At 46.1% G+C, this 26,700-nt stretch carries 25 protein-coding genes and 1 CRISPR repeat array; of the genes, 17 read left to right on the forward strand and 8 right to left on the reverse strand.

The genetic code is table 11. From position 1 onward, the window contains the following. Positions 1 to 358: 358 nt before the first annotated feature. Positions 359 to 979, forward strand: a complete 621-nt coding sequence (locus DNHGIG_RS09415) for a stage II sporulation protein M (RefSeq protein ID WP_282199391.1) — start codon at positions 359 to 361, stop codon at positions 977 to 979. 581 nt (positions 980 to 1,560) lie between these two features. On the opposite strand, the gene DNHGIG_RS09420 is transcribed toward DNHGIG_RS09415, so the two are convergent. Then, complete coding sequence (locus tag DNHGIG_RS09420) at positions 1,561 to 2,223, reverse strand: haloacid dehalogenase type II (RefSeq protein WP_282199392.1); 663 nt, start codon at positions 2,221 to 2,223, stop codon at positions 1,561 to 1,563. Positions 2,224 to 2,570: 347 nt separating this feature from the next. Here DNHGIG_RS09420 and DNHGIG_RS09425 point away from each other — a divergent pair, with 347 nt between their 5' ends. The 4 genes from DNHGIG_RS09425 to DNHGIG_RS09440 all read left to right on the forward strand — a co-directional run bounded on the left by DNHGIG_RS09425 (position 2,571) and on the right by DNHGIG_RS09440 (position 6,191). Then, complete coding sequence (locus DNHGIG_RS09425) at positions 2,571 to 3,869, forward strand: YeiH family protein (RefSeq protein WP_282199393.1); 1,299 nt, start codon at positions 2,571 to 2,573, stop codon at positions 3,867 to 3,869. A gap of 563 nt (positions 3,870 to 4,432) precedes the next feature. Beyond that, on the forward strand, positions 4,433 to 5,005 hold the full coding sequence (locus DNHGIG_RS09430; protein ID WP_282199394.1) for a PadR family transcriptional regulator: 573 nt from the start codon (positions 4,433 to 4,435) through the stop codon (positions 5,003 to 5,005). After that, complete coding sequence (locus DNHGIG_RS09435; protein ID WP_282199395.1) at positions 5,002 to 5,577, forward strand: nitroreductase family protein; 576 nt, start codon at positions 5,002 to 5,004, stop codon at positions 5,575 to 5,577. Before DNHGIG_RS09430 ends, DNHGIG_RS09435 begins: the two co-directional genes overlap by 4 nt. Further along, positions 5,574 to 6,191 (forward strand): CPBP family intramembrane glutamic endopeptidase, encoded by a 618-nt coding sequence (locus tag DNHGIG_RS09440; RefSeq protein WP_282199396.1) that lies wholly within the window; start codon positions 5,574 to 5,576, stop codon positions 6,189 to 6,191. Before DNHGIG_RS09435 ends, DNHGIG_RS09440 begins: the two co-directional genes overlap by 4 nt. A 375-nt stretch (positions 6,192 to 6,566) precedes the next feature. Beyond that, a CRISPR array of direct repeats spans positions 6,567 to 6,895; the repeat unit is 37 nt; unit sequence GTAACATTGATGACCCGAGAATCTAGGGGACTGAAAG. Between the two features lie 120 nt (positions 6,896 to 7,015). On the opposite strand, the gene DNHGIG_RS09445 is transcribed toward DNHGIG_RS09440, so the two are convergent. Beyond that, positions 7,016 to 7,435 carry a PH domain-containing protein gene (locus tag DNHGIG_RS09445; protein WP_282199397.1) on the reverse strand — a complete coding sequence of 140 codons (420 nt, stop codon included), beginning with the start codon at positions 7,433 to 7,435 and terminating at the stop codon, positions 7,016 to 7,018. A 591-nt stretch (positions 7,436 to 8,026) separates the two neighbouring features. Next, positions 8,027 to 8,257: a hypothetical protein gene (locus DNHGIG_RS09450; RefSeq protein WP_282199398.1), complete on the reverse strand. Its 231-nt coding sequence runs from the start codon at positions 8,255 to 8,257 to the stop codon at positions 8,027 to 8,029. Positions 8,258 to 8,440: 183 nt separating this feature from the next. On the opposite strand from DNHGIG_RS09450, the gene pabB reads away from it, so the two are divergent. After that, on the forward strand, positions 8,441 to 10,204 hold the full coding sequence (pabB, locus tag DNHGIG_RS09455; protein ID WP_282199399.1) for an aminodeoxychorismate synthase component I: 1,764 nt from the start codon (positions 8,441 to 8,443) through the stop codon (positions 10,202 to 10,204). 137 nt (positions 10,205 to 10,341) lie between these two features. Here pabB and DNHGIG_RS09460 read toward each other — a convergent pair whose 3' ends face one another. After that, on the reverse strand, positions 10,342 to 10,539 hold the full coding sequence (locus DNHGIG_RS09460) for a hypothetical protein (protein WP_282199400.1): 198 nt from the start codon (positions 10,537 to 10,539) through the stop codon (positions 10,342 to 10,344). Between the two features lie 264 nt (positions 10,540 to 10,803). On the opposite strand from DNHGIG_RS09460, the gene DNHGIG_RS09465 reads away from it, so the two are divergent. The 5 genes from DNHGIG_RS09465 (at position 10,804) to DNHGIG_RS09485 (ending at position 17,128) form a co-directional block, all read left to right on the forward strand. Beyond that, a complete protein-coding gene (locus tag DNHGIG_RS09465) occupies positions 10,804 to 12,432 on the forward strand; it encodes a competence protein CoiA (RefSeq protein WP_282199401.1) in 1,629 nt (542 codons plus the stop codon). A gap of 315 nt (positions 12,433 to 12,747) precedes the next feature. Then, the gene (locus tag DNHGIG_RS09470) at positions 12,748 to 14,010 is read left to right on the forward strand and encodes an adenosylhomocysteinase (protein ID WP_282199402.1); all 1,263 of its coding nucleotides are present in this window, start codon (positions 12,748 to 12,750) and stop codon (positions 14,008 to 14,010) included. A 139-nt stretch (positions 14,011 to 14,149) separates the two neighbouring features. Continuing rightward, positions 14,150 to 14,869, forward strand: coding sequence for a gamma-glutamyl-gamma-aminobutyrate hydrolase family protein (locus DNHGIG_RS09475; RefSeq protein WP_282199403.1), 720 nt, complete (start codon positions 14,150 to 14,152; stop codon positions 14,867 to 14,869). A gap of 107 nt (positions 14,870 to 14,976) precedes the next feature. Next, a complete protein-coding gene (locus DNHGIG_RS09480) occupies positions 14,977 to 16,185 on the forward strand; it encodes a M20 metallopeptidase family protein (RefSeq protein ID WP_282199404.1) in 1,209 nt (402 codons plus the stop codon). A gap of 97 nt (positions 16,186 to 16,282) precedes the next feature. Then, positions 16,283 to 17,128, forward strand: a complete 846-nt coding sequence (locus tag DNHGIG_RS09485) for a lipid II flippase family protein (RefSeq protein WP_282199405.1) — start codon at positions 16,283 to 16,285, stop codon at positions 17,126 to 17,128. A 138-nt stretch (positions 17,129 to 17,266) separates the two neighbouring features. Here DNHGIG_RS09485 and DNHGIG_RS09490 read toward each other — a convergent pair whose 3' ends face one another. Genes DNHGIG_RS09490 through DNHGIG_RS09500 form a run of 3 tightly spaced genes read right to left on the reverse strand, consistent with a single transcriptional unit; the run spans position 17,267 to position 21,142 of the window. Continuing rightward, entirely contained in the window at positions 17,267 to 18,697 is a 1,431-nt protein-coding gene (locus tag DNHGIG_RS09490; RefSeq protein WP_282199406.1) for a sigma-54-dependent transcriptional regulator, read from the reverse strand. A 1-nt stretch (position 18,698) separates the two neighbouring features. Continuing rightward, complete coding sequence (locus tag DNHGIG_RS09495) at positions 18,699 to 19,982, reverse strand: sensor histidine kinase (RefSeq protein WP_282199407.1); 1,284 nt, start codon at positions 19,980 to 19,982, stop codon at positions 18,699 to 18,701. Continuing rightward, the gene (locus DNHGIG_RS09500) at positions 19,982 to 21,142 is read right to left on the reverse strand and encodes an iron-containing alcohol dehydrogenase (RefSeq protein ID WP_282199408.1); all 1,161 of its coding nucleotides are present in this window, start codon (positions 21,140 to 21,142) and stop codon (positions 19,982 to 19,984) included. The genes DNHGIG_RS09495 and DNHGIG_RS09500 overlap by 1 nt, the downstream gene beginning before the upstream one ends. A 211-nt stretch (positions 21,143 to 21,353) precedes the next feature. Between DNHGIG_RS09500 and adhP the strand changes: the two genes are divergently transcribed. The 5 genes from adhP to DNHGIG_RS09525 all read left to right on the forward strand — a co-directional run bounded on the left by adhP (position 21,354) and on the right by DNHGIG_RS09525 (position 24,776). Next, a complete protein-coding gene (gene adhP, locus DNHGIG_RS09505) occupies positions 21,354 to 22,367 on the forward strand; it encodes an alcohol dehydrogenase AdhP (RefSeq protein WP_282199409.1) in 1,014 nt (337 codons plus the stop codon). A 48-nt stretch (positions 22,368 to 22,415) separates the two neighbouring features. After that, on the forward strand, positions 22,416 to 23,918 hold the full coding sequence (locus tag DNHGIG_RS09510) for an aldehyde dehydrogenase family protein (protein ID WP_282199410.1): 1,503 nt from the start codon (positions 22,416 to 22,418) through the stop codon (positions 23,916 to 23,918). A gap of 14 nt (positions 23,919 to 23,932) precedes the next feature. Then, a complete protein-coding gene (gene sda, locus DNHGIG_RS09515) occupies positions 23,933 to 24,079 on the forward strand; it encodes a sporulation histidine kinase inhibitor Sda (RefSeq protein WP_282199411.1) in 147 nt (48 codons plus the stop codon). 251 nt (positions 24,080 to 24,330) lie between these two features. After that, positions 24,331 to 24,546 (forward strand): DUF1659 domain-containing protein, encoded by a 216-nt coding sequence (locus tag DNHGIG_RS09520; protein ID WP_282199412.1) that lies wholly within the window; start codon positions 24,331 to 24,333, stop codon positions 24,544 to 24,546. A gap of 14 nt (positions 24,547 to 24,560) precedes the next feature. After that, entirely contained in the window at positions 24,561 to 24,776 is a 216-nt protein-coding gene (locus DNHGIG_RS09525; RefSeq protein WP_282199413.1) for a DUF2922 domain-containing protein, read from the forward strand. Positions 24,777 to 24,850: 74 nt separating this feature from the next. Here the strand turns inward: DNHGIG_RS09525 and DNHGIG_RS09530 are convergent, their stop codons facing one another. Then, on the reverse strand, positions 24,851 to 25,447 hold the full coding sequence (locus DNHGIG_RS09530) for a DedA family protein (protein WP_282199414.1): 597 nt from the start codon (positions 25,445 to 25,447) through the stop codon (positions 24,851 to 24,853). Positions 25,448 to 25,692: 245 nt separating this feature from the next. Between DNHGIG_RS09530 and DNHGIG_RS09535 the strand changes: the two genes are divergently transcribed. Further along, the gene (locus DNHGIG_RS09535; RefSeq protein WP_282199415.1) at positions 25,693 to 26,679 is read left to right on the forward strand and encodes a MerR family transcriptional regulator; all 987 of its coding nucleotides are present in this window, start codon (positions 25,693 to 25,695) and stop codon (positions 26,677 to 26,679) included. Positions 26,680 to 26,700: the final 21 nt, after the last annotated feature.

Raw genomic sequence — 26,700 nt, forward strand, 5'->3', positions numbered from 1 at the left:
GCCGTTATTCTACCTGTGTATTTCATATTCTTAGCATTCCCTTTTATTACTTATTAGTTAAACAAAAACTATCGGAATCTGGCCTACTATTTAGTGTATGCTGAGCGTACATCTTAGCGTTGCAGATATTTCTCAAAATACTTTTCTAAATTATTATTCCATACCTTAAACAAACTGTAAATAATTAACTTGCGTTTCGCGCCCGATTTGAGAACGAACCCCCTCGATGTTATAGTGGAAGTTGTATGAGAAAAGTTTTCGATCACACGAATTAATATTTATGCTTATAACATGAATAAATAAGCCATTCTAGCTATCAAACCCTAATATATAAAATGTTCAGGGAAGGAGAAATAATATGTCTTGGATAACCGAAGAATATAGACATTTTCGACAAGATTATCTTAAACTTTTTATATTTTACTATCTTACTTCCATTGTAGTTATAATATTCGCGTATTTTTTCTATAAAACGAATCATTATGCAGTTGATGTCTTGCACAATCAATATATCGCCAATGGTAAGGAGCAGGGTCTTCACACCAATGATGAAGCACCTTGGAGTGATTTTCTTATTATTTTTTTTAATAATTGCTGGAACGTCTTTTTGATTGTTGTTCTCGGTCTTATTCCTGTATTAGTAATACCATTCCTGATTCTTATTATTAATATGACAAATACTGGTATTCTATTAGTGTATGGACAAAATCACACAGGTATTAGTCCAGTTCGTCTTTTTGTTCATGGAATTTTACCACATGGTATCTTCGAAATGACTGCAGTGATACTTTCAATTGTACTTGGCACAAGATTGAGTTGGCGTGTACTACTTAAACTGATTAAAAAAGGTGGAGAATTGAAGAGAGTTGTAAAACAAAGTCTATTAACGTATTTAAGAGTCATTATGCCCTTGCTATTTATTGCCGCACTGATCGAATCATTCATTACCCCTTATTTTCTTAATCGTATTAACGGATAAGTTGGCAGTTTATTAGGAGTGGAGTCTAGGAGTACATCGACTATCTGACGAGCAAACGAAACTATGCGGCACGATCAACTACCATTGATTTTCTTCCGATAAAATCTCGAGTTCAGTACTGCAAACCGACAAATCCATACGCCGGTTGCTTTATACTTCTCCAAAGCGTTCTTTCATGCTCGGCAAGAATTGTTGCGTTTGTCGAGCGAGTTCCGGTTGTTCATTCTCTAAGACGTCCGGCGGAACAGATGCGAATCTCCGCAAAGACCCCAAATCTTGAATTCTTCCGATTCAAGTGGAAAACCACCGTAAGAAAGATTGGCTGCTTGCTTCGATGGTTTTTTCTATGTGTAAGTCTTACTCACAGATTTCGTCATGGAAGTAGGGTGCAATTTTCCTATCTTGAAAATGTGTAGTTTGGTGGGCGTATGCTTTGCGTTCGCGCTCCGTGGAGGTCGTCTCGCATGGAACAATGATTAAATGTCGCGAGACAACCTCCAAAGTCGCTGTCTCACGCAAAGCATTACGCCCACTCGAAGACACTTTTCATCCTCTGATGGTGCCGCTTGCGGCATGGGGGACTACCGGGAAATTAAGTGTGCCAGTTCTAGCAAATCCTGTACCTGATAATCCGGCTGAACTCCAAGCTCTTCAATTGGATTGCCCGTACGGTTGATCCAACCGACGGTAAAACCGAACGATTTGGAACCGGCCACATCCCACCCGTTTGATGAAAGAAATAAAACTTTTTCTTTGGAGATCCCTAACTTGGTGACAGCAAGTTGATAGACCTGTGGATTTGGTTTATAAGTTTTTAGTGCGTCCACGCTTAAAATCGCAGTAAAGTACGATTCTAATCCGGCATTTTCAACCACGATGTGTAGCATCTTACTGGTTCCATTAGACAAGATCAGGAGTTGCCGAGGCTGGAATGCATTCAATGCGTCGACCACTTCGGGATAGGGAGTAAGGTTCAGGTAGGCGGCTGTTAATTTCTCGATCGTGTCCTCACTAAATTCCAGCTTCAACTTGTTTAACGAGAACCGTAGCGAGTCCCGGTTAATAGCTTCAAAATCCACAAATCTGTTCATAAGTGCCCGTAGCCATGTGTATTCGAGTTGTTTCTGACGCCAAGTTTGGCTAATGAAAGTCCCCTTACCGGGGTACAATTGTTCACAGGCGTCGATGACTGAATTCACATCAAATAACGTTCCATATGCGTCAAAGACTACTGCCTCAATCATGGAATGAACCTCCAATCGGGACGTATTTATTGTATTATCCCCCATAATAAGGGGAGCGTCTGTGAAATGTCTTACGTTCGAACGGAAACAAGAAAGAACTCATCCTGTATCTACATGGTGGAAATGAAGAGAGTATTTTGGCTCTTCTGACGCTTCCACTTAATAAATGTTGACATATCTGATTACTCGGAATAAAATGAAGGTAACATTGAACATTTCGCCGATCGGACCACCGAAGGCTCTCATATATTACCTGAGTCATTTATGGCAGGTAGTATGAGGGCCTTTTGTTTTAAATCAAGGTGACAAGTCGTTTCATGAGTTGGGAATAGGAGGGGAATGAGAAAATGACAAATGGTGATCAAAGGGGAACAGGGGTACTCGGCGAAGATTGGTGGGCGGTCATTTTAGGTATTTTGTTTGTCGTAGCAGCTTTTGTGGGATATCAGTGGAAAATGCCGCTGAATCTTTTCAAAAACGCGATACCAGTGGAATGGCCCACCAAAGATTTGGGAATGCATTTAGCCACAAACTTTGGATCTTATGTTCTTCTGTATTTGGTATTATTGGTTTTTACGGGAATTGCCATTGTAAACATGAGGGGAAATCTTAAGCATTATGTACTTTCTTTCACTGTGTTGTTCATCGTTTCGATCATTATTTTAATCTTGGGAAGTCAGCATACGCTGAAGTATTATGGGCTGGAATACCCCTTTTGGGCATTGGTCATTGGTCTGATTATCGGCAACTCACTAAGAATTCCGGATTGGTTCCAGGCTGCGGCGAGTCGAACCGAATTTTATATCAAAACGTCAATTGTGCTGCTAGGGGCCAATTTACCTTTTACGATTATTCTGCGAGCGGGGATATGGGGGTTTCTCGAAGCTTTATTAATTGTTCTTTCTGGGTTTACAGTGGCCTTTGCGGTAGGGCGAAAACTCGGTTTTGATCCAAAGTTTTCTAGTGTTATTGGAGCGGGTGGATCCGTGTGTGGTGTTTCTGCAGCGATCGCTGTGGGAAATAGCGTGAAAGCACCGGAAAAACAAATTGGCTATGTCGTTTCGCTGGTGGTTCTGTATGGATTAGTCTTAATATTTATTCTGCCGGCGCTTGGAAAATGGTTGCATCTCCCTGATTATGTGACGGGGGCATGGATCGGCGGTTCCGAGTTGGCAGATGCCTCAGGTTTGGCGGCTGCATCACTGGTTTCTGATACAGCCGTGAAAGCCTTCACTTTGGTAAAACTCAGCCGTGATGTGTTGATCGGATTTCTATGCTTTATTTTTGGCACCATGGCTGTGACTCGATGGGAGAATAAGCAAGGAAAACCGATCGGTGCTCGGGTCATGTGGGATCGCTTTCCAAAGTTCGTTCTTGCTTTTTTGGTGGTCTCTGGCTTAACCACCTATTGGCAATTGCATGCTGGAAAATCTTTTTCAAACGACTTCACCGGAAATCTTAATGCACTACGTACGTGGTTTTTTGTTCTTACTTTTTTCTGTATTGGATTAAACACAAGGTTTAGAGACATTCGTACCCTTGGGAGAAAGCCAATTATCGCCTTTACAGCCGTGGTGTTGGTCAACTTTGTTGTCGGTTTTATTTTAGCGAACATATTCTTTGGTCATATCGTTCATCCCTTCTAAAAGCTTTAACCTTCTTAAAGTGTGGTAATTTTGAAGGGATTCCAACAGATTGAACATGCTTTGTGTACACCTCTCGTATCAGCCAAAAACCAGAAAGGAAAGTGTTTCAACGGTTGATATGCGAAGGTATGTCATACTTATTTCAAACTGTTAGGAGAATATTACCCAAATACGGGTGCTGGGGTTGGTAAGAGCAGACAAGGAACTCAGAATGGGTATGCACTAAGCATCAAACCTGAGGGGATCACAATTGTTACAATGATAAGTCCCGATAACATGTTTCGATATGTTATCGGGACTTTGTTGTATAAATATAGCTAGTCTTCGTGTGATTTTTTCACAAGAGAATATTTTCGAAAAATTTCCTGAACAGGTATTGACTTTTTATATATAACATGTAGAATAGTGTTAAGTAATATATGAAATATTATATATAAAAAGTGAAATATTAATCTCAAAGAGGTGAATTTTGAACCGAAGTATCTATGCTTGATGAAGTGAAAAATATTTTTAGTCATTACCGTACAATTTATCCATGAGCGAAAATAACACGAGGTGTTTCTATGTCTTTACCGCATGCCATTCTAGGTCTCCTTACGTATAAACCCATGAGCGGATACGACCTAAAATCATTCTTTGATAAATCCATCAAATATTTTTGGCCTGCTCAGTTAAGCCAGATCTATCGCGATCTTGGTACACTTGAGAAAAAAGAGTGGGTGACATCCCATATAGAACCACAAGAAGGACGCCCCGATCGAAAAGTCTATAGCATTACCGAAGAAGGAAAAAAGGAGTTGCTGAATTGGTTGAATAAAATGCCGCAGAGTTTTACCTCCATTGTTCGTGATGAAACAGCGTTACGCATGTTTTTGGGGTCCAGAATTGAAATCGATGAAATGATTTTCCAAATGAAAGCTTTTGTAAAAGAAAAGAAAGAAACGGTTATGGCTTTAGATGCAATTGCAGATATGATTCAGAAAAGTGATTTTGACAAAGAAAAAGTATATTGGTTACTTTCCTTAAGAAAGGGGTATCGAATAGCTGAAGCCGAGCTCAAGTGGGCGGAAGAATGCATAGAAGAACTTGAAAGGTATAAAAAAATACTCAAAGAAAAGGAGCAGGATGAATCATGAGTATTATTCAACTCTTACCTGAAATTGAAGAAAGAAGCAGTATAACCAATTGGAGTTCCAAGAGCATATCGGAAGAGACCTGGGAGATTCTTTTTGAGGCAGCCAGACGTGCCCCGTCATCTTGGAATCGTCAGCCTGCACGTTATGTCGTGGTTAGTGAGGAAAATGTAAAAAAATCTGTATGTAATGCCTTACATCGTACAAACAAATGGGCAGAAAAAGCGGCGGGTTTAATTGTTCAGGTAGCTGATCCGGTGGATGATGACAGGTTGGATGGAAAAGACTATTATCTTTACGATTGCGGACTTTCGATGATGAGTTTAATCTACCAAGCGCAATCCATGGGGATAACCACACGACAAATGATCGGTTTTGATGAGAAAGACATGAAACAGATCCTAGGAATCCCCGACCGTTATCGAATTGTGGTCATTGCAGGTCTTGGTTATCCTTCAGAATCCCCAGTATCGATGAAATTGGCACAGATTAAACATGTGATGACGGAACAGCACAAACGGTATCGCCTGGAGCATCTTGTTTCATGGCAAAAATGGGGAGGAAAATCCAAATGAAAACGGCCGTTTCCTCTTTCCGACTTTCACCCATAAAACGTGTTCAGTTGAACAAGATTCGATTGACCATTGATGTTCTAGGTGTCACGCTTATTCGCTTGATTGACCCACTGATCCACACTTCCTTTGGTCATACCATACTCTCCATTTACAATGTGGCGGCTTGGATCACCATCCTCACCTTAGATCCTACACGTATACCAGAATTCACGACGACTCGGAATCAACAAAAAAAGGCTTGGCTTTTTACCCTTAAATTACTTCCCGTTATTTTGATAGGTTTGATCACGATTGCACTTGGATTTCAACTACCCGTTCTACAGCAAACCATAACACCAAGCAGTGTATTGGTAGTGGGATTGGGGAGTTATATGGACGAACTTCTTTTCCGCAACACGCTTCAGCCTAAACTGCGTCAATGGGGGTTCTCCCGTTTTGGTGCGATTGCGACACAAAGTCTGTTATTTGCAGCTTCTTGGTGGATTTCCTATAATTCTATAGGTCTGATGGTGTCAGCTCTCTTTATAGGTCTCGTCAATGGTTGGATAGTGTATAAATATCGTTCGCTTTGGCCTGTATTTATCATTAGTTTCATTTGGAGAGTTATTATTTAAGAGAACAATTTATTGACTTTTTTTATAATTATGGTTCCGGCGAGATTCAATCGTGCACTCAAACGCACAGTTGCGGAAACCTTAGACCAACAGAATTATGAGAAAACGAGTAAAACGTAAAAGTTTTCCCTGAACATACATGATTCATGTATGTCCAGGGAAAAGTAAAATATAAAGCAGGAATTGAAATCAGCGATGAGGAATTATTAAATTGTCTAGGTCAATGCTTGGTATGCTTCTCTTCCTCTTTGTTTTCGAGGCAAAAGGCACTTTTTTTACAAAAGAATAATCCTCGAAAACAGCCAGATAAATCATTTGCATTGCCTTCCATTAATCCCTTGTCCCACCTGCAGTTTTTCGCTGCCCGCAAATGCGGTAACATTGATGACCCGAGAATCTAGGGGACTGAAAGTGATCAAGCCGTTCAAAACTCGCTTCATCTAGTCCTGTAACATTGATGACCCGAGAATCTAGGGGACTGAAAGTTTCGTAGAAAATTCATCCATTTCATCTCCCCCCTTGTAACATTGATGACCCGAGAATCTAGGGGACTGAAAGGAGGGAACTTAGACAAGCCCAAGAAATAGCAAAAGGGTAACATTGATGACCCGAGAATCTAGGGGACTGAAAGAAACGCTTCAGCGTATACACATCTGTCTGCTATGTCGTAACATTGATGACCCGAGAATCTAGGGGACTGAAAGTTTTTTGAACTTGAACTTGATTAAAAGGATTCGCCATGTAACGTTGATGACTTCTGTGTAAAAATGGTTCAGAAAGTACATTTGACCAGAGAAGGATCTTGATTGGCTCACTCCCATTTACTATTCGCTGCCGTCAATCTCGATCAAGATTTCCGGATTTTGCTTCATGAGGAGCGAAATGAACTCCAGTTCTTTTTCAGGGGAAATCAGAATGATACCTTTCGTATGGGAGATTTCCAACCGATTGATTGACAGGGCTGGGCTTGATAAAAGGCTTTTGGTTCTGCGAACACGTTTGATCGATTGATATGAGATCTTCCATTTGAAAGGACCTGCTTTTACGAGAAGTTCATCCTGCAAAAATTCATAGTAAGTCGCAGTCCAGATCCAAAAGGAGATTCCGCTTACAATCAAAAGAGGAATGACGAGCGACCAGTTGTGTCTTATGACGGACAAGATCACGATTGACAAAACGACCAATGTCGGTAGTAAGAGAAACAGGTACGAAAGAGGGTCTCTCTTACTTCGGAATCTACACATGATTTTCACCACCCACATCTTTGTTAAAGCAGGAACCTATTCGCCGTTACCAACGTAAGAGACGGAATATTCCCTCTTCCATAGATCCGTTGATCTTTTCGATCTTTCTTTATGATGGTAATCGTACGATCTCCCAAGAAAATATCTTTTAGAAGGAAAAGGTTAGTGAAAGTGTCAATACTGAGCGGTCGTTCACAAATACTAGAAAAGGAAAACGTCAATTTTTTGTAATCAAGATAGCCCCTCATGCTACAATCGGCGCAGCTATCAGTGGATGAAAAGTTTCTTGCGCAGGAAGAGAAGTATAAGACTATCTTAAGAAACAGAGTGGCTTTTGGGTGGGTGTATCGCTTTGCAGCGCAGAGGTGAGTTGAAGGTCGTTCCGCAACGTCTGTAAAGAATCAGGGCGGAACGACCTTCATCGAACCCAAGTGCAAAGCGATACACCCACACAAGCACTCTTTTTCAAGAGCCACCAAAGCGCTAGTTTTCATGATACAAAGCTCTCCCCTACTCGACCATTGGGGGCGGGTTACTTTTGCCGCGGGTGATAGGTTGCTTTTTGCCAAGGAGTATATGGATAAATCCCGATCACCAACGAATGAGATCCCCTTTTTTTATTTCGCCGTTTAACGCTTGACGCACTAATTGGTCGTCAAAAATTTGCGTGGGTACTCCCGTTTTCACATTGACGACTTGGACGGCCCCGTTCGAAACGGATACAACTTCGTATTCGGACGAAAAAATATGTGAAATATCCCCCTTGAGAAAAAACAGGAGAGCTAGGCCGATCGCTAGGAAAGCCCAAATATTTTTCTTCATAAAAATTGCTCCTCCTTCTATGAAACTACGTATATCTATTCGTAGTGTATGGACAATCCCTGCAACACATTCCACCAAGTCTATCGGACATCTTCCAAAAAATAAATTGTCAATGGAAACCCGTCATAGAATCATGACCTTATGGTAGACTGATAGATAAATGAAACGTAAAAGGTGAATGATGTGACTGAATGGTACCAAGAACCGTTTCTCCTGTTTGATTTCGCTGATGGACAAAAGGGGCCGGAACGCATCATTTTTTCGGATCCCGTCAAAGTCATCGAGGCCCATTGTGTAGAGGAAGTCGTCCCGGCGATACAATCGGTACAAGAAGGAGTGCAAGCCGGATATTATGCGGTCGGCTATATCGCATATGAAGCGGCACCGGCTTTCGATCCCGCATTCGTTGTTCGCGAGGGGACGGAACTCCCTCTGTTATGGTTCGGATTATTCCGTGAACCGCAACGGTCAGTGCGCATCGAAACGGAAGGGGAATATCACCTGACAGACTGGCAACCTTCGATCAGCCAGGATGCATACAATCGCCACATTCAAATCATAAGGGATGCGATTTCCCGCGGAGAAACGTATCAAGTGAACTACACGATGCGGCTTCGTGCGGCGTTTGAAAAAGATGACCTTGCGTTTTATCATCGTCTGCTTGCCGCTCAACAGGCGAACTATTCCGCATATCTGAACCTCGGGCGCTTTCGTATTCTCTCCGCTTCCCCTGAGCTGTTCTTTCGCAGAGAGGGAGATCGAATCATCACGAAACCGATGAAAGGAACGGCCAAGCGCGGGCGATTTTGGGAAGAGGATCAGAAACAGCGGGAATGGTTGGCACATTCGGAGAAAAATCAGGCTGAAAATCTCATGATTGTGGACTTGCTGCGCAACGATTTGGCAAGAATCGCAGAGACCGGTTCTGTGGAAGTACCGCATCTTTTTGAGATTGAACGTTATCCGACCGTCTTTCAGATGACATCGACCGTCACGGCCAAAGTTCCTCCGCATGTCACATTGCGAGATATTTTTTCCGTCCTGTTTCCGTGCGGTTCGATCACCGGGGCGCCGAAAGTGAAGACGATGGAGTGGATCGCCGAATTGGAAGATTCCCCGCGTGGCGTCTATTGCGGAACGATCGGTTTTGTCAAACCGAATGGGGATGCCGTTTTCAATGTGGCGATCCGTACAGTCGTCGTTGATAAACAGAAAGGAACGGCGGAATATGGAGTAGGCGGAGGTATCACGTACGATTCAACGGCGGAAGGCGAGTATCTGGAAGCTCTGGCGAAAGCGGCATTACTGACGGAACAATGGCCCGCATTCGAATTACTGGAAACCATGCGGTTGGAAAACGGCGAATATCAGCTGTTGGAACGGCATTTGCAGCGTCTGTGCGCTTCCGCGAATTATTTTCAAATCCCGCTCAACCTTGCAGACATTCGCGAGACTTTAAAACAGCATGTGCGCCAGTATCCGAATGAAAAGCGTCGCGTCCGCTTGCTCGTGTCCCAAAAAGGGGAGGCGCGCGTCGAAAGCACGGGTTTGCAAGAGTTGCATCAAGATTCGATGCCCGTCCGTATCGCGGGTACACCGGTTTCCACAAAGGATCGTTTTCTCTATCATAAAACGACGCACCGTACGATGTACGATGTACGCCGCAAAGAACACGGCGATGTGTTTGACGTTTTATTGCGAAACGAACAAGGCGAAATCACGGAATTTACGATGGGAAATATTGTCGTAGAAATCAACGGTCAAAAGTGGACACCTCCTCGCGAGTGCGGGTTGCTCGCTGGAACGTTACGTGCGGAATTGCTCGAGAGAGGAGAGATTCAAGAGCGAGTGATCACTCTCTCCGATCTGAAGCGGGCCGAGAAGGTCTGGTTCATCAACAGTGTGCGCGGTTGGGTGCCCGTACATTTTGTTTCAGATGTTCAATAACATCAATAACATACAAAAAAAACGCCATCTGATACAAACGAGTATCATTTGGCGTTTTTTGCGTGCGAGCCTTGCTTGTCCTTTTTTTCACATGATCTTATAGGCGGAATCGCATAAATTATCAGACTTCTATAGGCCTACTCTGCCTTCTCAAGACTGTTCCACAAGTAAATCTCGCCGCGGTCTACTCCGGGATCCCACTTGACATGAACATAGACACCGTCGGTTTTAATGACTTCTCCCTTATCATTCGTGCCCTGCACACGGACGCGATCCCCTTTCCAAAAGAGTCGAGGTTTTAGTTCATCAAAATAACGCAGTGCATGTCTTTTCATGGTACGAAACTCCTTTCCAGTTCACGAAAATTCTATGAAAACATTTTTATTACAAATGGGCTACTGATTTGTAGTATAGAACAAAAGTAGACAGAAGTCGACATGCTTCACAAAATTTTCAGTTTTATCATAGTATTATTATTCGTTATAAAAATATCCTGTATTTCCCAGTCAAATAAAACAGTATTCTTATAGATAACTGTTACATTACTTTTTAAAGTATGGTAGGATACAAGGCGAGACGACTGTACGGAGGTATGCATCATGCAACGGGCGCTGATGGGAGAACAGGAGATTCTTCTTTGTGACCCACGGTGGGACGGTAAGCGAGAAGAATTAAAAGCTTGGGACAAAGAAGGACTCTTTTCCTGTCCATATTGCGGTTTGCCATTAACGCTCGTATGGGGAACGGTCAGATTTCGTCATTTTCGTCATCCTAGCGGCAATCTGTGCATGATTTCAAAGAACGAGCCTGAAACAAGGGAACATATTCTCGGCAAAATGAGACTGTACGAACAAGCGGTTCGCTGGTTTCCGCAAGCCCTTCGGATTGAAATGGAGTATCGCCTGCCCAATGGAGAGCGAATCGCTGATGTTTATGTTGAGGATCGGGATGGACGTGCCTACGTTTTCGAGTACCAAAGAGTGAGGATTCCGGAGAAGGAGTTCCTGGAACGCAGGGCATCCTATCGGCAGATGGGTGTATGCGACATCTGGGTTTTCGGTGAAAACCTGTTGCAAAACAAAGGGCACCAGCGAGATCGTAATGGCAAGAAAACACCGGTTGAATGGTTTTCGTTTGATGGAATGATACGTGCCGCTCTTGATCCGGCACCTTTCGAATGGATCTATGCAGCGCTCGTAAGGGAAGAATTCGGAAAGTACACCGAGATTCTCGGGAGTCTAAGCTTCTATGATCCGAACGAAGATTGCTTTACCCTTTTGCGCGGGGTTTTTCCGCGTCAAGGCTCATCCGTGATTTACGGCGCCTATCGCTCTTGGTCAACGGCGCTAACGCATATCGATTGGAAAGACGGTTTGATGTTGAAAGAAGACTGTCTGTTTCTAAAAGAAAATAGGGAACATGCTCGCATGCTTCTAGAGAAACAGAAGTACATGATGGATCAAGAAGAAACAGCACGCCAACAACAGATCCGGCTCCATCAGCAAGCGCTTGCCGCCCCCGAGCAGGTATGGTGCGAACGTGTAAACGAACGGTATGGTTATGATCTGTTTCATCGATATGCGGCTTCCCGTCAACTTGCCATCCAGACGGAACGGGTACGTGCTTTTAAATGCCAGCCCGATTCCATACCTGTGGCACGTAGCATATGGGAAAGTTTGCGAAAGGAAGTTTCTGTCGAGAAGATTTGGTCTCCCTTTTTCAATCTGCCGGTTGCCAATGACATTGTCTTTCAAGTCCCGCGTTTCATCTGGCAGATGTTACTTTACGTCCGTTTGATTCACGAACGAAGCGGGAAATCGTTCTCTTTCCGGCAGGTGCAAGAATTGTTACGTGACAGCGGTATCGTGTATGCATTGGACATCGGGTTTAAGATCACTCTCACCGCTTCGGCGAGACGACTGGCGGAAAAGAACCGAAACTCCATACAACGTTACGTGCACCCGGAACATTATGTCCTGCTGGATTACCTCGATGTTCTATGTTTTCTCGGTGTATTGCAGAAGAAAGCATCCACATACCAGGACGGCTATTGGAAATACCGCGTGGTTCGCGATCATATGCCAGTCTTGCAAAAAAAGGAGTTGGAACACGCCCGTGCGCTCGTGCTCATAGGCCGAGCCAACCCGCAAAAACCGCTTTGGGATCCGGTGTTAGATCAACCAATCGGCAACTATGTAGAAATGTTCGGTTCTGTAAACGGAGGATGAAATGGTTTCTTAGGTGGTGGGGATACCTCTATGTAGCGAGGGAGTGACCTTGAAAGTCGTCTCACTTCCTTGTGACGTTAAAGGGTATATGCTTTGCGCGTAATAGCGACTTTGGAGGTCGTCTCGCAACAACTAAACATATTCCAAGCGAGACGGCCTCCACGGAGCATGAGCGCAAAGCATATGCCTCAATGACGACCTTCATCGAACCCAAGCGCAAAGCGATACACCCACCCAAGCAAAAGTTTTCAAAGTAGCATCCGAGTCATAAACCAATTAAAATGGTAACGATAACTTTTACAAGTGGGTGAAAACATGTCGAAAACCGTACATGATTCCATGATTCGCGACATACGATTAGCTCCTTCGGGACAATTGAAAATCGACTGGGTAGCCGCACATATGCCGCTGCTCAATTCGGTGAAAGAACAATTTGAAAAAGACAAACCATTCGCGGGAAAAAGAGTGACCATTTGTCTGCATCTCGAAGCGAAAACGGCTTACCTCGGAAAAGTGATTCAGGCGGGTGGTGCGGAAGTGGCGATGGTGGCTTCCAATCCCTTGTCTACTCAAGACGATGTGGTCGCCGCACTCGCAGATAGCGGGATTTACGTATATGCGTGGCATGGAGCGACGGCGGAAGAGTACAAAATGCATCTGAACAAAGGACTGGATTTTCAGCCGGATGCCTTAATTGATGACGGGGGCGATCTCGTTTCGACGCTTCACCATGAGCGGATCGAACAGACGAAGAAGATCATAGGGGGAGCGGAAGAAACGACGACCGGCATCATTCGTTTGCGTGCGATGGAGAAAGAAGGGAAGCTGAATTTCCCGATGATCGCCGTCAATGATGCGTATTGCAAGTACCTTTTTGATAACCGATACGGTACGGGCCAGTCGGTATGGGATGCGATCATGCGCTCCACGAATCTGGTTGTCGCAGGGAAAACGGTGGTTGTGATCGGTTACGGTTGGTGCGGCAAAGGCGTGGCGATGCGTGCCAAAGGGTTGGGGGCCAAAGTCATCGTGACCGAGGTGGATCCGATCAAGGCGGTCGAAGCAGTGATGGACGGATTCCAGGTCATGCCAATGATCGAAGCCGCCAAAAGGGGTGACTTTTTCATCACGGTGACGGGCAACAAGGATTGCATTACGGCGGAACATTTTTACGTCATGAAAGATGGTGCGATCCTTGCCAACGCCGGCCATTTTGATGTGGAGATCAACAAAATCGACCTCAACAACATGGCCAAAAACGTCCGTAAAGTGAGAAATAACATCGAAGAGTTTACGTTTGCCGACGGCAGGAAAGTATATCTGTTGGCGGAAGGCCGATTGGTGAATCTTGCGGCAGGTGACGGGCATCCGGCGGAAGTCATGGATATGACATTCGCGTTGCAAGCATTGTCCCTGCGTTACATTGTGGAACATCAAGGGCAATTGGAGAACCGAGTCTATTCTGTCCCCGAGGAACTGGATCGCCACGTGGCGGAACTGCGCTTGCAGACATGGGGCATCGAGATCGATGAATTGACAGAGGAACAGGTCCGCTATTTAGAGTCCTGGGTAGAGTAAAGAAGACTACTGGCATATGTCTCTTCGCGCAGGATGCAGCGTCCGGATATCGATCGATGAAGCGGAAGCAACCAGTACGTAACTCCCTTCCTCTCACATATGCTAATCAAAAGATCAGAGAAGAGAGGGAGGAAACGTCATGCGGAAACGGGTAGGACTCACGGGTCTTCTTCATCATTTGAACCCGGATGTCAAGGGCGTCTTTGTCGGTGAGGGCTATACGAGTGCTCTTGCGAAGGCGGGGGTCCTTCCTCTGGTGATTCCTTATCTTTACGAAGAAGATGAGATTCACGCACTGGCGGAGAATCTCGACGGACTCGTATTGACAGGAGGAGAGGATGTAGATCCTACGCGGTTTGGGGAGGAACCCTTACCCGGTCTTGGAGAGGTTTCTCCTGAGCGTGACGATTTGGAATATCGATTAGTCCGGGCGTTTATGGAAAGGGACAAACCGATCCTCGGGATCTGTCGCGGTATGCAAGTCTTGAATGCGGCACTGGGCGGTACCTTATGGCAGGATCTTTCCCGCCAGAAAAAGCGGGTGCTTCAGCATAGGCAGAACGCTCCCAGATGGCATCTGTCCCATCATGTATTCGTGTATGAGGGTACACGTTTGGCGAGTATACTTGGCAGTAGCGAGATCAAGGTCAATAGCTTTCATCATCAGGCGGTGAAAGATGTCGCTCCCGGTTTCATCGTATCTGCCGTTTCGGCGGACGGGGTTATCGAGGCGTTCGAAAGCCGCGAACACCGCTTCATTCTTGGAGTACAATGGCATCCGGAGAATTTGTGGCGCAAACATCCCTTGTTTTACTCCCTGTTTTCCGCATTTGTCGATGCGGTGCAACAATCTTGTTAAGCGAGGGTGATGGCCGTTCTTCAACCGGTTCAGGGAGAACGAGCACGGATGGAAAGAGGAGCAACCACCTCTTCATATGTGTTTTTGCTGAAACGGGGGATCCCTCTGTGTACGAGTGGAAGAGATTTCAGAATCGAGTACGTCGCGCGATCGTCCATATCCACGATGAGCTTGTCAGAGTCAGACGCGATCTGCACGCCCATCCGGAATTGGCGTTTCAGGAAGTGCGTACCGCCGGAATCGTTGCCTCCTGTCTTTCGCGTTTAGGACTTGAAGTACGGACGGGTGTGGCGAAAACGGGGGTAGTAGGAGATTTATTCGGACGGAGATCAGGCCCTACGGTTGCGTTGCGTGCCGACATGGATGCATTGCCCATGCAAGATGAGAAAGAAGTAACTTATAAAAGCAAAGTAGATGGCTGTATGCATGCTTGCGGTCATGATGCGCATACTGCGATGATGCTCGGAGCTGCGGTCGTTCTCGCGGAGATGCGTGAAGAGTTGCCCGGGCATGTCCGATTTCTTTTTCAGCCCGCGGAAGAGGGGCCCGGCGGGGCTCTTCCCATGATCGAAGAAGGAGCGCTCGAAGGGGTTGACGTGATTTTTGCCCAACATGTCAACCCCTCCCTTGAAACGGGGTATGTAGCGGTTTCCGATGGTCCGGCAATGGCGGCTGTAGACGATTTTTGCCTGACCATTCACGGGAAGGGAGGACATGCCGCTTACCCGCACATGGCGACCGATGCCATACAGATCGCCGCTCAAGTGATTGTCGGCTTGCAGCCGTTGATTTCCCGTCAAGTGGACCCGTTTGAGCCGGCGGTTGTTACGATCGGCACGATCGAAGGCGGAAAAGCGGAGAATATCGTTGCCGACCAAGTGTCCATGCGGGGCACGATCCGTACGTTCAATCGTCTGTTACGCAGTGAAATTCCCAAGCGGATCGAAGAGATAGTGGGCGGAATCACATCCGCATATGGCGGACGATTTGAACTGAACATACGACCGGGTTATCCGGCACTGATTAACCCTTCCGAAGAAGTGAAAAGAATCACCCAAGTCGCGGAGGAAGTAGTGGGAGCTAATCATCTGTTACTTGCTCCTCCGTCTATGGGAAGTGAAGATTTTGCTTTTTACCTGGAAGAAGTGCCCGGATGTATGTGGTGGCTCGGAGCGATGCCTGCCTATGCATCGATAGGGGAATTGACGTTGCACCATCCCCGTTTCGATATCGACGAACGGGCGCTGGCTTATGGCGTCGAAATGCTTGTGATGAGCACGCTCGCTTATTTCTTCCCCGATTTTGCAACATCCTAAGGAACAACCTTAGCGATGTTTTTTTATTGGCGCAGAAGTAGGAGTGTTGTAGAATATTTGTTGTCGATTGGTATCGAATCATGGGAGCGTGGATGATTTGCAAGGATTATTGGACGCCATCACTGGCGGTGGACATATCAGTATCGGGCGCCTCTTCATCATTTTCTTCTTGATCGCGCTCACCAATATTTTTGACACGTCTGCGTATGCGTCTCGCCTGGCGGGGGTACGGACGAAACGGTTGGCGATCTCCAATACGTTATATGCGATGGTGACGGTCGGATCCCGCACGACGACGTTTATCTATCTGCCTACGGTGGGTGGAATCACCGACTTTGCAAGAAAATACTCGTTCGATCCCTTCTGGTCGCTGAGTTTGATTCTGTGGGGGGCGGCCGTCGGTACGGCGATCGGAATCTTTCTCATGCCATCGATGGTCAATTTTTATAGTCTAGGGATCGAATGCATGGATGAACGGGGGACGGCGCTCCGTGTCATGCGCTATCTTTTTACTACAAAAGAAGGGTTGCTCAAGGTTGCCCGTTGTTATCAGAAACCGACTCTTGCGATGATGAAGAGAATCGATATTCGCGATAAAGAAACCCCGAAGGATCTGTATTACCTGAATTCCCTGTTATATGCGTTATTCACGGTCGGGCCGATTGCCGCCTTATATGCGGGTGTCCTGAGGGCCGATCATGTCACGAGCGCCAATATGCTCTCGGGGGCGATTAATTCGGTGGCTGCGATTCTCTTGCTCTTTATGGTTGATCCTCGATCGGCGTTGATCGTCGACCGCGGGATCGCCCGCAAGATTTCCATGGATACGGTAAAGACAACGATGGTCATGCTTGCGGTTGGGCGCTTAACAGGGGCCGTGTTAGCACAGCTTGTTTTGTACCCGGGAGCACATTTTGTCGCTTTTGTCGCACGTTTCTTCTAACCGATAGGATCACGCGATAACATTCGCCAAGTGAGAGCCAAGAAACCCACCGCTTGAACAGAAGGGTGGGTTTCTTCTCTTCGAAAGGGATAAACATTGAGCAAAAAGGACGACATGTATTTCCATGTTTTTAAGTGGTTACTTTTCATTTAAGATATATCGAATGACCCTTGTTGTAATGTTAAATCTCTTACTCAACAATTGCCTGTTTCCTCGTGTCTCGGATAACCCTTTTTCAATTATTTTTCTTCCGATTTCCCCTTCCATTTGTCTGATCCGCTTCATAATTTTTTTCAGATCCATCTGCTCGACATGGCTTAAACCATTGACCAGATTTTGCACGAATTGATGGATTTCTTTCTCGATAAATTCATCGATTTGCTTTGCAACCGACATCTCTTTGTCTGGATTTTCCGCTCTGTTAACCAGATATTGGGGGAGATGATCCGCCCTTAATCTCTTACAGTCATGAATGACATGTGTTTGATTGAGTACGTTAAGGAGTTGTCTCACGTTGCCTGGCCAATCGTACATTTTTAGAATCTCAATGGTATCCGAATCCAGTCTGCACTCGCCGCCATATTTTTTGTCAAGATAGTACTGAGCGATTAACGGAATATCTTCGCGTCTTTCCCGCAAAGGGGGGAGTGATAATTTCACTCCCTCCAACCGGTACAAAAGATCAGCGCGAAAGCGTTTGTTTTCAACCTCGGATTCCAAGTTTCGATTCGTAGCTGAGATGACCCGCACATTGCTTTTTTGTATCTCTTCACTTCCTACCCTCATAAACTCTCCCGTCTCTAATACGCGCAACAATTTTACCTGGATGGAAGTCGGCGCCTCTCCGATCTCATCCAGGAAGAGAGTCCCGTTATTCGCCAGCTCGAAATACCCCTTGCGGCTCTTGATCGCTCCGGAAAAAGCGCCTTTTTCGTGCCCGAACAGTTCGCTTTCCAGCAGGGATTCTGGTACCGCCCCGCAATTGATCCCCACAAACGGGTATTGTGCTCGCAGGCTGGAGCCGTGAATGAAGCGCGCCATCAATTCCTTACCGGTTCCTGTCTCTCCCTCGATCAAAATGTTGATCGCTTTCTTGGCGAGCTTTTCTGCAACGGTAAGAACTTTATGCAAGGGACTCGAAGACGAAAAAATAATCCCGTACTTAGCTGCTTCCGTAAACAGTTTTTCATCATGGGCAACAGGGGGAGTTAACACGGAATTGATGATGTTTTCCAGACTCTCCAAGTCATCAAACGGCTTTTCCAGATAGTCTTTCGCACCCGCCTGAATAGCCATCACAGCTGATTTGACCGTACTGTAACCGGTCATAATCAGGACTTCGCAGGCAGGGTATTTCGCTTTAATCTTTGATAATAAATCCAATCCATTGGCATCAGGCAGCTTCAAATCAACGAGAGCCATATGAAACGTGGATGGATGTCGGAGCAGTAGATCCTCCACTTCTCTCCCTGAATTCGCAACCACTACGTCACAATTCTTATCTTCCAAGAAATAACGAAAAAATGATGTCACTTCGATTTCATCATCAACGACAAGCACGCTCTTCACTTTATTCCACTCCTTCACTCTCTTGGATCGGAAGCAGGAGGGAAAACTGACTATACTCATTCACCTTGCTGTCTACCAGCAGCTTTCCTCCGTGGGATTCGGCAATGCCGAGACTCACAGAAAGGCCAAGACCGGTGCCCTTCATTTTTTCCTTTGTCGTAAAAAAAGGGTTGAATATTTGAGAGATATCTTCTTCTTCAATTCCAACCCCGTTGTCGCGAACATAAATCGAAACGTATGGCCGCTCCTCCAAACTCGCAAGGCAGGTTCCAATGATGATTTCCGGATCGCTTTTTTCTTGAACGGCGTCTTTTGCATTGAGAAGAAGGTTGATCAAAACCTGTTCGATTTGATTGCGGCTCCCTCGAACAGGAGGCAGTGTTCGATCAATGTCTTTCTGAATGGAAATTCCGGAAACAGCCAGTTGATATCCGATCAATCCCAACACATCTTCAATCAAATCGGGAAGATCAATGGTTTCGAATTGATACTCTTCTTGTCTCGAGAATGTTAATAAGTTTTGTATGATTTTTTTGCTTCGAAGGCCGCATTGATAAATATCCTCCAACATTTTTCCCGGGCGCCCTTCTTTAATCTCCCGCATGAGAAGCTGGACATGTCCGAGAATTGCGGTCAGGGGACTGTTCAGTTCATGGGCGATTCCCGCGGCCATCTCTCCCAACGCGGCCAATTTTGCGGATTGGATCAGTTGGGCTTCAATTTTGACTTTCTCACTCACATCTTTAAACAGGAGGATGTTTTCGATGGAGACTCGCACATGTTCCCCCATCGTCTTATAAAGTTCCAGATCCTCTCGGGGATACTCCACTCGATTTCGATTCAAGAGGGTAAGAAATCCATATATTTTTCCCGATTGATTTTGCAAACAAACGGAAGTGCCATAATGATCAGGCATTTCTTTTTTAAGCAACTTTTTAAATTCTCCGACGGATAGGGCCGTCTTTGTTTGAATGGATCGTTTCACGAAGTGACAAGACCAGTCCGTCGCATCCGGTTGAGAAATATAAAATAAGAGCTCGGATTTGTCGATAAGAGTCAGCACAAACCGGTCGAAAGAAAGAACTTGAGAAAACTGGGCGGCTAAATAGTTGCTGACTTCTTCCCATGATTTTTCCACATGAATCTGGGTTAATCGGTTAATCACTTCTAACTGTTTATTCTTTTTCTGCAGTTCTCCAACGATGGCGTTTAATTCGCTGTAATAACTTTTTCGCGAAGATTGGATCCCTATCAACTTGTCGATCAACTCTTGTTTTCCGCGCATCAGCATTCACTCCCAAGTGCTTTGCGGAACAACATCTTCACATCTGAAGCCTCCATATCCCGTGGATTTGTAATCATACAGGCATCATGAACCGCATTATGGCTCAAAAAATCAAGCTGTTCTTCTTTCAAGTTCACATTTGACAGGGAATTAGGGATGCCGATGTCGCTTGCCAGTTCTTTTACGGCTTTGATCGCCAGTCTGGCTGCTTCTGTCAAGCTGAGACCGTTCACGTTCTCCCCGAAAGCTGCGGCGATATTTTTGTACTTCTCGGGAGAAGAGATCAAATTATACTCCAGCACATAAGGCAGTAATGTCGCATTGACTTCGCCGTGAGGGAGGTCCAGTAAACCGCCCAGTTGATGGGACATGGCATGGACCGCTCCCAAGATCGCGTTCGAGAAAGCGATGCCGGCTTGCAGGCTAGCCATGGCCATAGCTTCTTTTGCTTCACGATTGTGTTGGCTTGCCACCGAAGGCCGAAGGTATTTGGTAATTAAGCGAATCGCTTGTAATGAATATTCTTCCGTTAACGGAGTGGCGGCCAAAGAGATATAGGATTCGATGGCATGTGTAAGTGCGTCCATTCCGGTATTTGCAGTTAAACGAGCATCTTTTGTCATGAGGGTTTGAGGGTCAATGATAGCGATGTCGGGAATTAACGACTTGGAGATAATCGTCATTTTCACCTTGCGCTTGGAATCAACGATAATCGAGAACTGGGAGACTTCCGCACCCGACCCTGCGGTCGTAGGGACCATCACCATCGGAGGAAGAGGACGGGTAATCAGGTCAACTCCTTCATATTGATGGATGGTTCCGCCGTTGGTTGCAAGTAAGGCGATTGCCTTTGCGGCGTCAATTGCACTTCCGCCTCCGATGCCGATCACTGCGTTGCAACCGCTTTCACGGTATGCGTCCACCCCTTTTTCCACTTCATAATCCTTTGGATTGGGGGTGGCTCCTGCCCACAAGCAATAATTGAGTTTACAATCTTCTAGATATTGAATGGCAAGTTCTACCCAACCGGTATTTACAATCCCCGGATCGGAGACGATAAAAACTTTTTTTGCCCCCAACCGGAGCATGCTTTCCCCGATTTGGCTCAGAGAATTGATACCAAAAATAATTTCGGGTGTCATGAATTTGAAGATTCCCATTGAGATTCCCCCTTGTTGTTACTTTACTGTTTAGCAAAAATTTTTAAAAGGCCGAAAAAACGTTACAATGGCCGTTTTTTCGGCTGAAGAGCCGAGTTTTCGTTGCTTGAATCAAAAAATCTTATAAATTTTTTTATATTTTTGGTTGGCAAGAGTTTTGCAAATAGTATTGTGCGGAAAAACACAAAACAATTTATGAGGAGGAATCAAAATGAAAGCTGCAGTAGTCAATCAATTTCATCAAAACCTGGAAATTAAAGAGGTGCCGATTCCTGAAATCGGTTACGGCGAGATCTTGGTGAAGATCAAAGCTTGTGGAGTTTGCCACACAGACTTGCATGCCGCTCATGGAGATTGGCCGGTGAAACCGAAACTCCCCTTAATTCCTGGGCATGAAGGAGTCGGTGTCGTAGAAAGAGTGGGAGAAGGGGTAACCTCGATCAAAGTTGGGGATCGCGTGGGAATTCCGTGGCTCTACTCCGCCTGTGGTGAATGTGAATACTGTTTGACGGGTTGGGAAACTTTGTGCGAAAGTCAGTTAAATGCCGGCTATTCGGTTGATGGTGGGTATGCGGAATATTGCAAGGCACCCGCTGCCTATGTCGCCAAAATCCCGGACGAACTCAGTTTTGAAGAAGCAGCCCCCATTTTCTGTGCAGGCGTAACCACTTATAAAGCTCTGAAGGTTACGAATGCAAAACCGGGCGAATGGGTGGCGATTTATGGTATCGGCGGTCTCGGACACGTGGCACTTCAATATGCGAAAGCGATGGGATTTAACGTCATCGCGGTGGATATCCACGATGAGAAATTGGAACTTGCCAAGAAACTGGGAGCGGATCTTACTGTAAACGGGAAGTCTGTTGATCCTGTGGAAGAAATTAAAAACCAAGTCGGTGGTGCTCATGCCGCAGTCAGTGTGGCCGTAACTCCAAAGGCGTTTGAACAGGCGTATCGTTCTGTAAGACGCGGTGGTACTCTCGTTGTCGTCGGTTTGCCGACCGGAGAATTGCCGATTCCAATCTTTGATACGGTTCTCAATGGTGTCACAGTGAAAGGTTCGATTGTGGGTACAAGAAAAGATTTGCAAGAGGCTTTGGAGTTCGCAGCCCGCGGAAAAGTGAAGACGATTATCGAAACACAGCCTCTCGAAAAGATCAATGAAGTTTTTGACCGCATGGAGAAGGGACAAATTAACGGCCGTATTGTTTTGACTTTAGAGTAAGAGAAAGCGTTTTCTCGAATCTAGAAGGAAATGGAGGAGAGGAGTAAAATGACTACAACTACTGCAGTTGCCATCGATCCACGAGTTCATGATTTTCTTCAAGGCGGTCCCAAAAAGTTATTCATCGGCGGTGAGTTCGTCGAATCTCTTTCCGGGAAAACGTTCGAAACCATAAATCCTGCAACCGGTGAGGTACTCGCGCAAGTATACGAGGCAGACAAGCCCGATGTTGACCGTGCGGTGGAAGCGGCCGAACGGGCTCTGGCGGGTCCATGGTCGAAACTGACACCGAGCGAACGCGGAAAATTGATTTGGAAATTAGCCGACTTAATGGAAGAGCATGCGGAAGCTCTTGCGCAACTGGATACTCTTGACAATGGAAAGCCCATCCGCGAGACCCGCAATGCCGATGTTCCGCTCTCGATCGATCATTTTCGCTATTATGCCGGATGGGCGACCAAGGTTCACGGTGAAGTGATTGACAATTCGGTTGGCAGTCATATGTTCACGTATACCCGACGTGAGCCCGTTGGCGTGGTAGGGCAAATTATCCCATGGAACTTCCCGCTGTTAATGGCCGCATGGAAGCTCGGGGCTGCCTTGGCGACCGGTAACGTCGTTATTATGAAAACAGCGGAGCAGACTCCTCTATCCGCTCTCTATTTAGCGCAATTAATCCAAGAAGCGGGGTTTCCGGAAGGTGTAGTCAACATTTTATCGGGTTTTGGTCCGACGGCGGGAGCTGCGATTGTTCAACATCCGCGAATCCGTAAAGTTGCATTCACTGGATCCACAGAGGTTGGAAAGTTGATCATGCAACAAGCGGCAGGCAACTTAAAGCGGGTTTCCTTGGAATTAGGTGGAAAATCGCCGAATATCATATTCCCGGATGCGGATTTCTCGAAAGCGATTCCGGGAGCTTTGATGGGGATCTTCTTTAACCAAGGCCAGGTATGCTGTGCAGGTTCGCGTCTGTTCGTCCACAAGAAAGTTTTTGATAACGTGCTATCCGATATGAGCAGTTTTGCTTCGAAAATCAAACAGGGACCCGGATTGGATGAATCAACTGAGATTGGTCCTCTGGTTTCGGATGAACAATTCAATCGGGTATCTTACTTCCTTAATAAAGGAAAAGAGGAAGGTGCCACTCCGATTATCGGAGGTCAACCGCTCGACAGACCCGGATACTTTGTGCCACCAACGATCTTCACGGATGTTCGGGATGATATGACCATTGTAAAAGAGGAAATTTTTGGGCCGGTCGTTGCTGCACTGCCTTTCGATGATGAGGAACAGATTGCGGACGTGATTCGCCGGGCGAATGACAGTGAATACGGCTTGGCCGCAGGCGTATGGACGAACGATGTAAGGAAAGCTCATCGGGTGGCTCACGCGTTGGAAGTTGGAACGGTATGGGTGAACTGTTACAACGCGTTTGATGCAGCTGTTCCATTTGGCGGTTACAAGCAGTCTGGATTTGGCCGAGAAATGGGCAGCTATGCGCTGGAATTGTACACGCAAGTCAAAGCGATCTGGATGAATCTAAACTGATTTGCTAGATAAAGATGAGCATTCTGCAGTATTTAAGCAATGAAGAATTATTGGATTGTTACGAGATAGCTATCGAGTTAAAACTTGAGGATTGTTTCATTCAAATGCTTTTAAAAGAGATCCAACTTCGCGGTTTAACGGCTGAGAAATTGGTAGAATAGATACACATTGAAAAAAGACAATTTGTAGTATAAGAATGAGCTGGAGGAAGCTTTTGGTTTCGGGTCGGACAAGCGAGGTTCTGTACAACTCCCCTATAGAAATTTTGTAGGGGAGTTCTTTTTTCTTCCGGCGTTAGGGTGTAGACAGCTTTGTGACTCTTGGCCTGTCCCTTTTTTCTAACGTTATTCGCATCTTCTAATTTGTCGGACGGTACAAGTTGTCCGAACAAAAGGAAGAGGAGGAACTTCACATGAACAAAACGGCAGGCTACTCCAGTCTCGTACTGCAACTGCAGACCGGTACGGACGCTACAGGGAAGCCCAAACTCAAGCAGAAGGAGTTTCCCAATGTCAAAGCGACGGCGACAGACCAGGACATTTTTGAAGTCGCTCAGGCGCTCGCCAAATTGCAAGGACTTCCACTCTATAGTGTGATGCGCGTTGATCGCGCGGAACTCAATCAATAAGGGGGAGATAAGCGATGACGAGCAAAAACCTGGAGTTACTCTTTATCACTTCCGGTAACAAGACGGTACGATTCTCACTCGCTAATCCCGTCGATCCGATTGACCCTTCGTTGGTGCAATCCACGATGGATTTGATCGTACAAAAAAACATTTTTGCAACGCCTACAGGCGATCTGGTGAAAAAGGCGGAAGCGCGTGTCGTTGAGACGAACCGTACACAAGTGTTGTAAAAGAGCAAGCCAAGTTACCCGCAAAAGACGGGTGACTTGGCTTGTACCGTTTACAAAAAGCGGCTGAAATGAACCTACCTTTGGCGATGACGCCAAAGATAGAAGAACATGCAGACAATGAGGCAGCCTGTGATCCACAGAAGGGAGCGGTTGATGATCTCGACAAGGTCGCGCCAATGTTCTCCCAGATAAACCCCCAGCCCCACCCAGGTGAAGCACCAAGCGAAAAAGCCGAGAAGGGAAAAACACAAGAATGTAGGCCATGACATCCCGCCGATCGCCGCAAAATAACTGGATAATGTGCGTACTCCCGGAAGAAAACGGCCGAAAACCAAGACGAAGATACCGAATCTGCGTGATAATCGTTCCGTTTGTTTAATTTGTTCCGGTCGTATCAGCGCAAATCGTCCAAAACGCAGGAGAAAGGGCAGTCCGTAACGTCGCCCGAAGAAAAAAGCGGCGAGGGAACCTATATAACAGCCGATTGATGCGGACAGCCAGATGATCAGGAAGGAGAAGCGGCCTTGTGCCGCGAGAAATCCGTAGAAGGCCATCACGGCATCACCGGGGAAGGGGATCCCGAGTCCCTCCAAAATCATGGCGGCAACGACCCCCGAATAACCGGCAGCGTGTACCCAATGAAGAAATGTTTGCCACAATGTCTTGAACACGGGACTGTCTCCTTTCTTCACATACACGTGATCGTTTTACATCTGTATGTGGAGAAGCCCCTTCTTTATGACGGGTATGGGGCGATGGTTCATCCATTGAATGAATCCGGTGTAGAGATTGTGCTCTCCCGCTCCCTTCTCGTATCTTTTTGTTCGTTCCGAGTAGGGATTCCCTTGCGTGGCGTGCAGCGTTTTGTAGAATTATTATACAATGGGGGAAGGAATGGAAAGAGACGGTGTAACCAATGGTGGAACGGAATCATGGGATCTATAACATGCGCGCGGTATGCCAAAAGCTCGGCTTATCGCCGGAAACTTTGCGCGCATGGGAACGGAGATACGATATCATAAGCCCGATGCGCAATGAAGCGGGCCACCGATTATATAGCGAACAGGACATGCAGACACTCGCATGGTTAATCGATCAGATCAACAAAGGATTTACGATTGGTCAAGCGGTACACCTCTATAAACAAATGCAGGAAGAGCAGTTGGAAAGAGAACGGGGTGCAACGGAACCGCACGCGTCGGAATCCGATGAGAGGCATGGGTATCGTGAGACGTTGCATCGTTTCAAAAAAGCGATCTTGCATTGGGATGATGCGGCGGCGGAGCAAACCGTGGATCTTGTAAGTGCTATGTTCGGTATCGGTGTATTTGTCAGTGAATGGATGATCGACTTGCAAGACATGTTGTGGCAAGGTGTCAAGACGGGTGAACTGCGAATCGCTCACGAACGATTCGCGCTTCATATTATCAGAAACCGTATGCATGCGCTCATGCGAGTCCTTCCGCTCGTCTCCGTAGGTGATGAGCAGAGCGGTTCTTTCAGGCGATCATTTCTCGCTTTTTCATTAGAAGGAGAACCAAGCGATATCCCTTTGTTGTCCTTTGCGCTTTTTTTGCGTTTTGCCGGAGCGGCAGTAAAGTTTCTAGGTTACGATTTGCCCGTTGAAGAAGCGGTGTTTGCAGTTGAAGAGGCTGCTCCCGATGTCCTTGTTTTGTCTCTGACCAAACAGGATCATGCCTATCGAAGAGGAGAATGGGAAGAAAGGATTCGCAGAATGGAGGAAGCTGTCATGCAGGTTCGTGCGGCACGGGCGAATGTGGACATCATTCTCCTGACGGATGCGTACGTGCCCAACTCGCGGCACATGAAAGAGTTAGGGATAACGATCGTAAGAAACAACGGAGACGAGTGGGAACGATTGATCGAGCGATGGAATGAGTGATAAAACTGACGATCCAAACCG

This window comes from Collibacillus ludicampi, assembly GCF_023705585.1.
Classification (GTDB): Bacteria; Bacillota; Bacilli; order Tumebacillales; family BOQE01; genus Collibacillus; species Collibacillus ludicampi.

Excerpts from the sequence above, each read along its gene's own strand:
- DNHGIG_RS09415 (WP_282199391.1), top strand. The coding sequence starts at position 359 with ATGTCTTGGATAACCGAAGAATATAGACATTTTCGACAAGATTATCTT.
- DNHGIG_RS09420 (WP_282199392.1), bottom strand. The coding sequence starts at position 2,223 with ATGATTGAGGCAGTAGTCTTTGACGCATATGGAACGTTATTTGATGTG.
- DNHGIG_RS09425 (WP_282199393.1), top strand. The coding sequence starts at position 2,571 with ATGACAAATGGTGATCAAAGGGGAACAGGGGTACTCGGCGAAGATTGG.
- DNHGIG_RS09430 (WP_282199394.1), top strand. The coding sequence starts at position 4,433 with ATGTCTTTACCGCATGCCATTCTAGGTCTCCTTACGTATAAACCCATG.
- DNHGIG_RS09435 (WP_282199395.1), top strand. The coding sequence starts at position 5,002 with ATGAGTATTATTCAACTCTTACCTGAAATTGAAGAAAGAAGCAGTATA.
- DNHGIG_RS09440 (WP_282199396.1), top strand. The coding sequence starts at position 5,574 with ATGAAAACGGCCGTTTCCTCTTTCCGACTTTCACCCATAAAACGTGTT.
- DNHGIG_RS09445 (WP_282199397.1), bottom strand. The coding sequence starts at position 7,435 with ATGTGTAGATTCCGAAGTAAGAGAGACCCTCTTTCGTACCTGTTTCTC.
- DNHGIG_RS09450 (WP_282199398.1), bottom strand. The coding sequence starts at position 8,257 with ATGAAGAAAAATATTTGGGCTTTCCTAGCGATCGGCCTAGCTCTCCTG.
- DNHGIG_RS09460 (WP_282199400.1), bottom strand. The coding sequence starts at position 10,539 with ATGAAAAGACATGCACTGCGTTATTTTGATGAACTAAAACCTCGACTC.
- DNHGIG_RS09465 (WP_282199401.1), top strand. The coding sequence starts at position 10,804 with ATGCAACGGGCGCTGATGGGAGAACAGGAGATTCTTCTTTGTGACCCA.
- DNHGIG_RS09470 (WP_282199402.1), top strand. The coding sequence starts at position 12,748 with ATGTCGAAAACCGTACATGATTCCATGATTCGCGACATACGATTAGCT.
- DNHGIG_RS09475 (WP_282199403.1), top strand. The coding sequence starts at position 14,150 with ATGCGGAAACGGGTAGGACTCACGGGTCTTCTTCATCATTTGAACCCG.
- DNHGIG_RS09495 (WP_282199407.1), bottom strand. The coding sequence starts at position 19,982 with ATGCGCGGAAAACAAGAGTTGATCGACAAGTTGATAGGGATCCAATCT.
- DNHGIG_RS09500 (WP_282199408.1), bottom strand. The coding sequence starts at position 21,142 with ATGGGAATCTTCAAATTCATGACACCCGAAATTATTTTTGGTATCAAT.
- adhP (WP_282199409.1), top strand. The coding sequence starts at position 21,354 with ATGAAAGCTGCAGTAGTCAATCAATTTCATCAAAACCTGGAAATTAAA.
- DNHGIG_RS09510 (WP_282199410.1), top strand. The coding sequence starts at position 22,416 with ATGACTACAACTACTGCAGTTGCCATCGATCCACGAGTTCATGATTTT.
- sda (WP_282199411.1), top strand. The coding sequence starts at position 23,933 with ATGAGCATTCTGCAGTATTTAAGCAATGAAGAATTATTGGATTGTTAC.
- DNHGIG_RS09520 (WP_282199412.1), top strand. The coding sequence starts at position 24,331 with ATGAACAAAACGGCAGGCTACTCCAGTCTCGTACTGCAACTGCAGACC.
- DNHGIG_RS09525 (WP_282199413.1), top strand. The coding sequence starts at position 24,561 with ATGACGAGCAAAAACCTGGAGTTACTCTTTATCACTTCCGGTAACAAG.
- DNHGIG_RS09535 (WP_282199415.1), top strand. The coding sequence starts at position 25,693 with ATGGTGGAACGGAATCATGGGATCTATAACATGCGCGCGGTATGCCAA.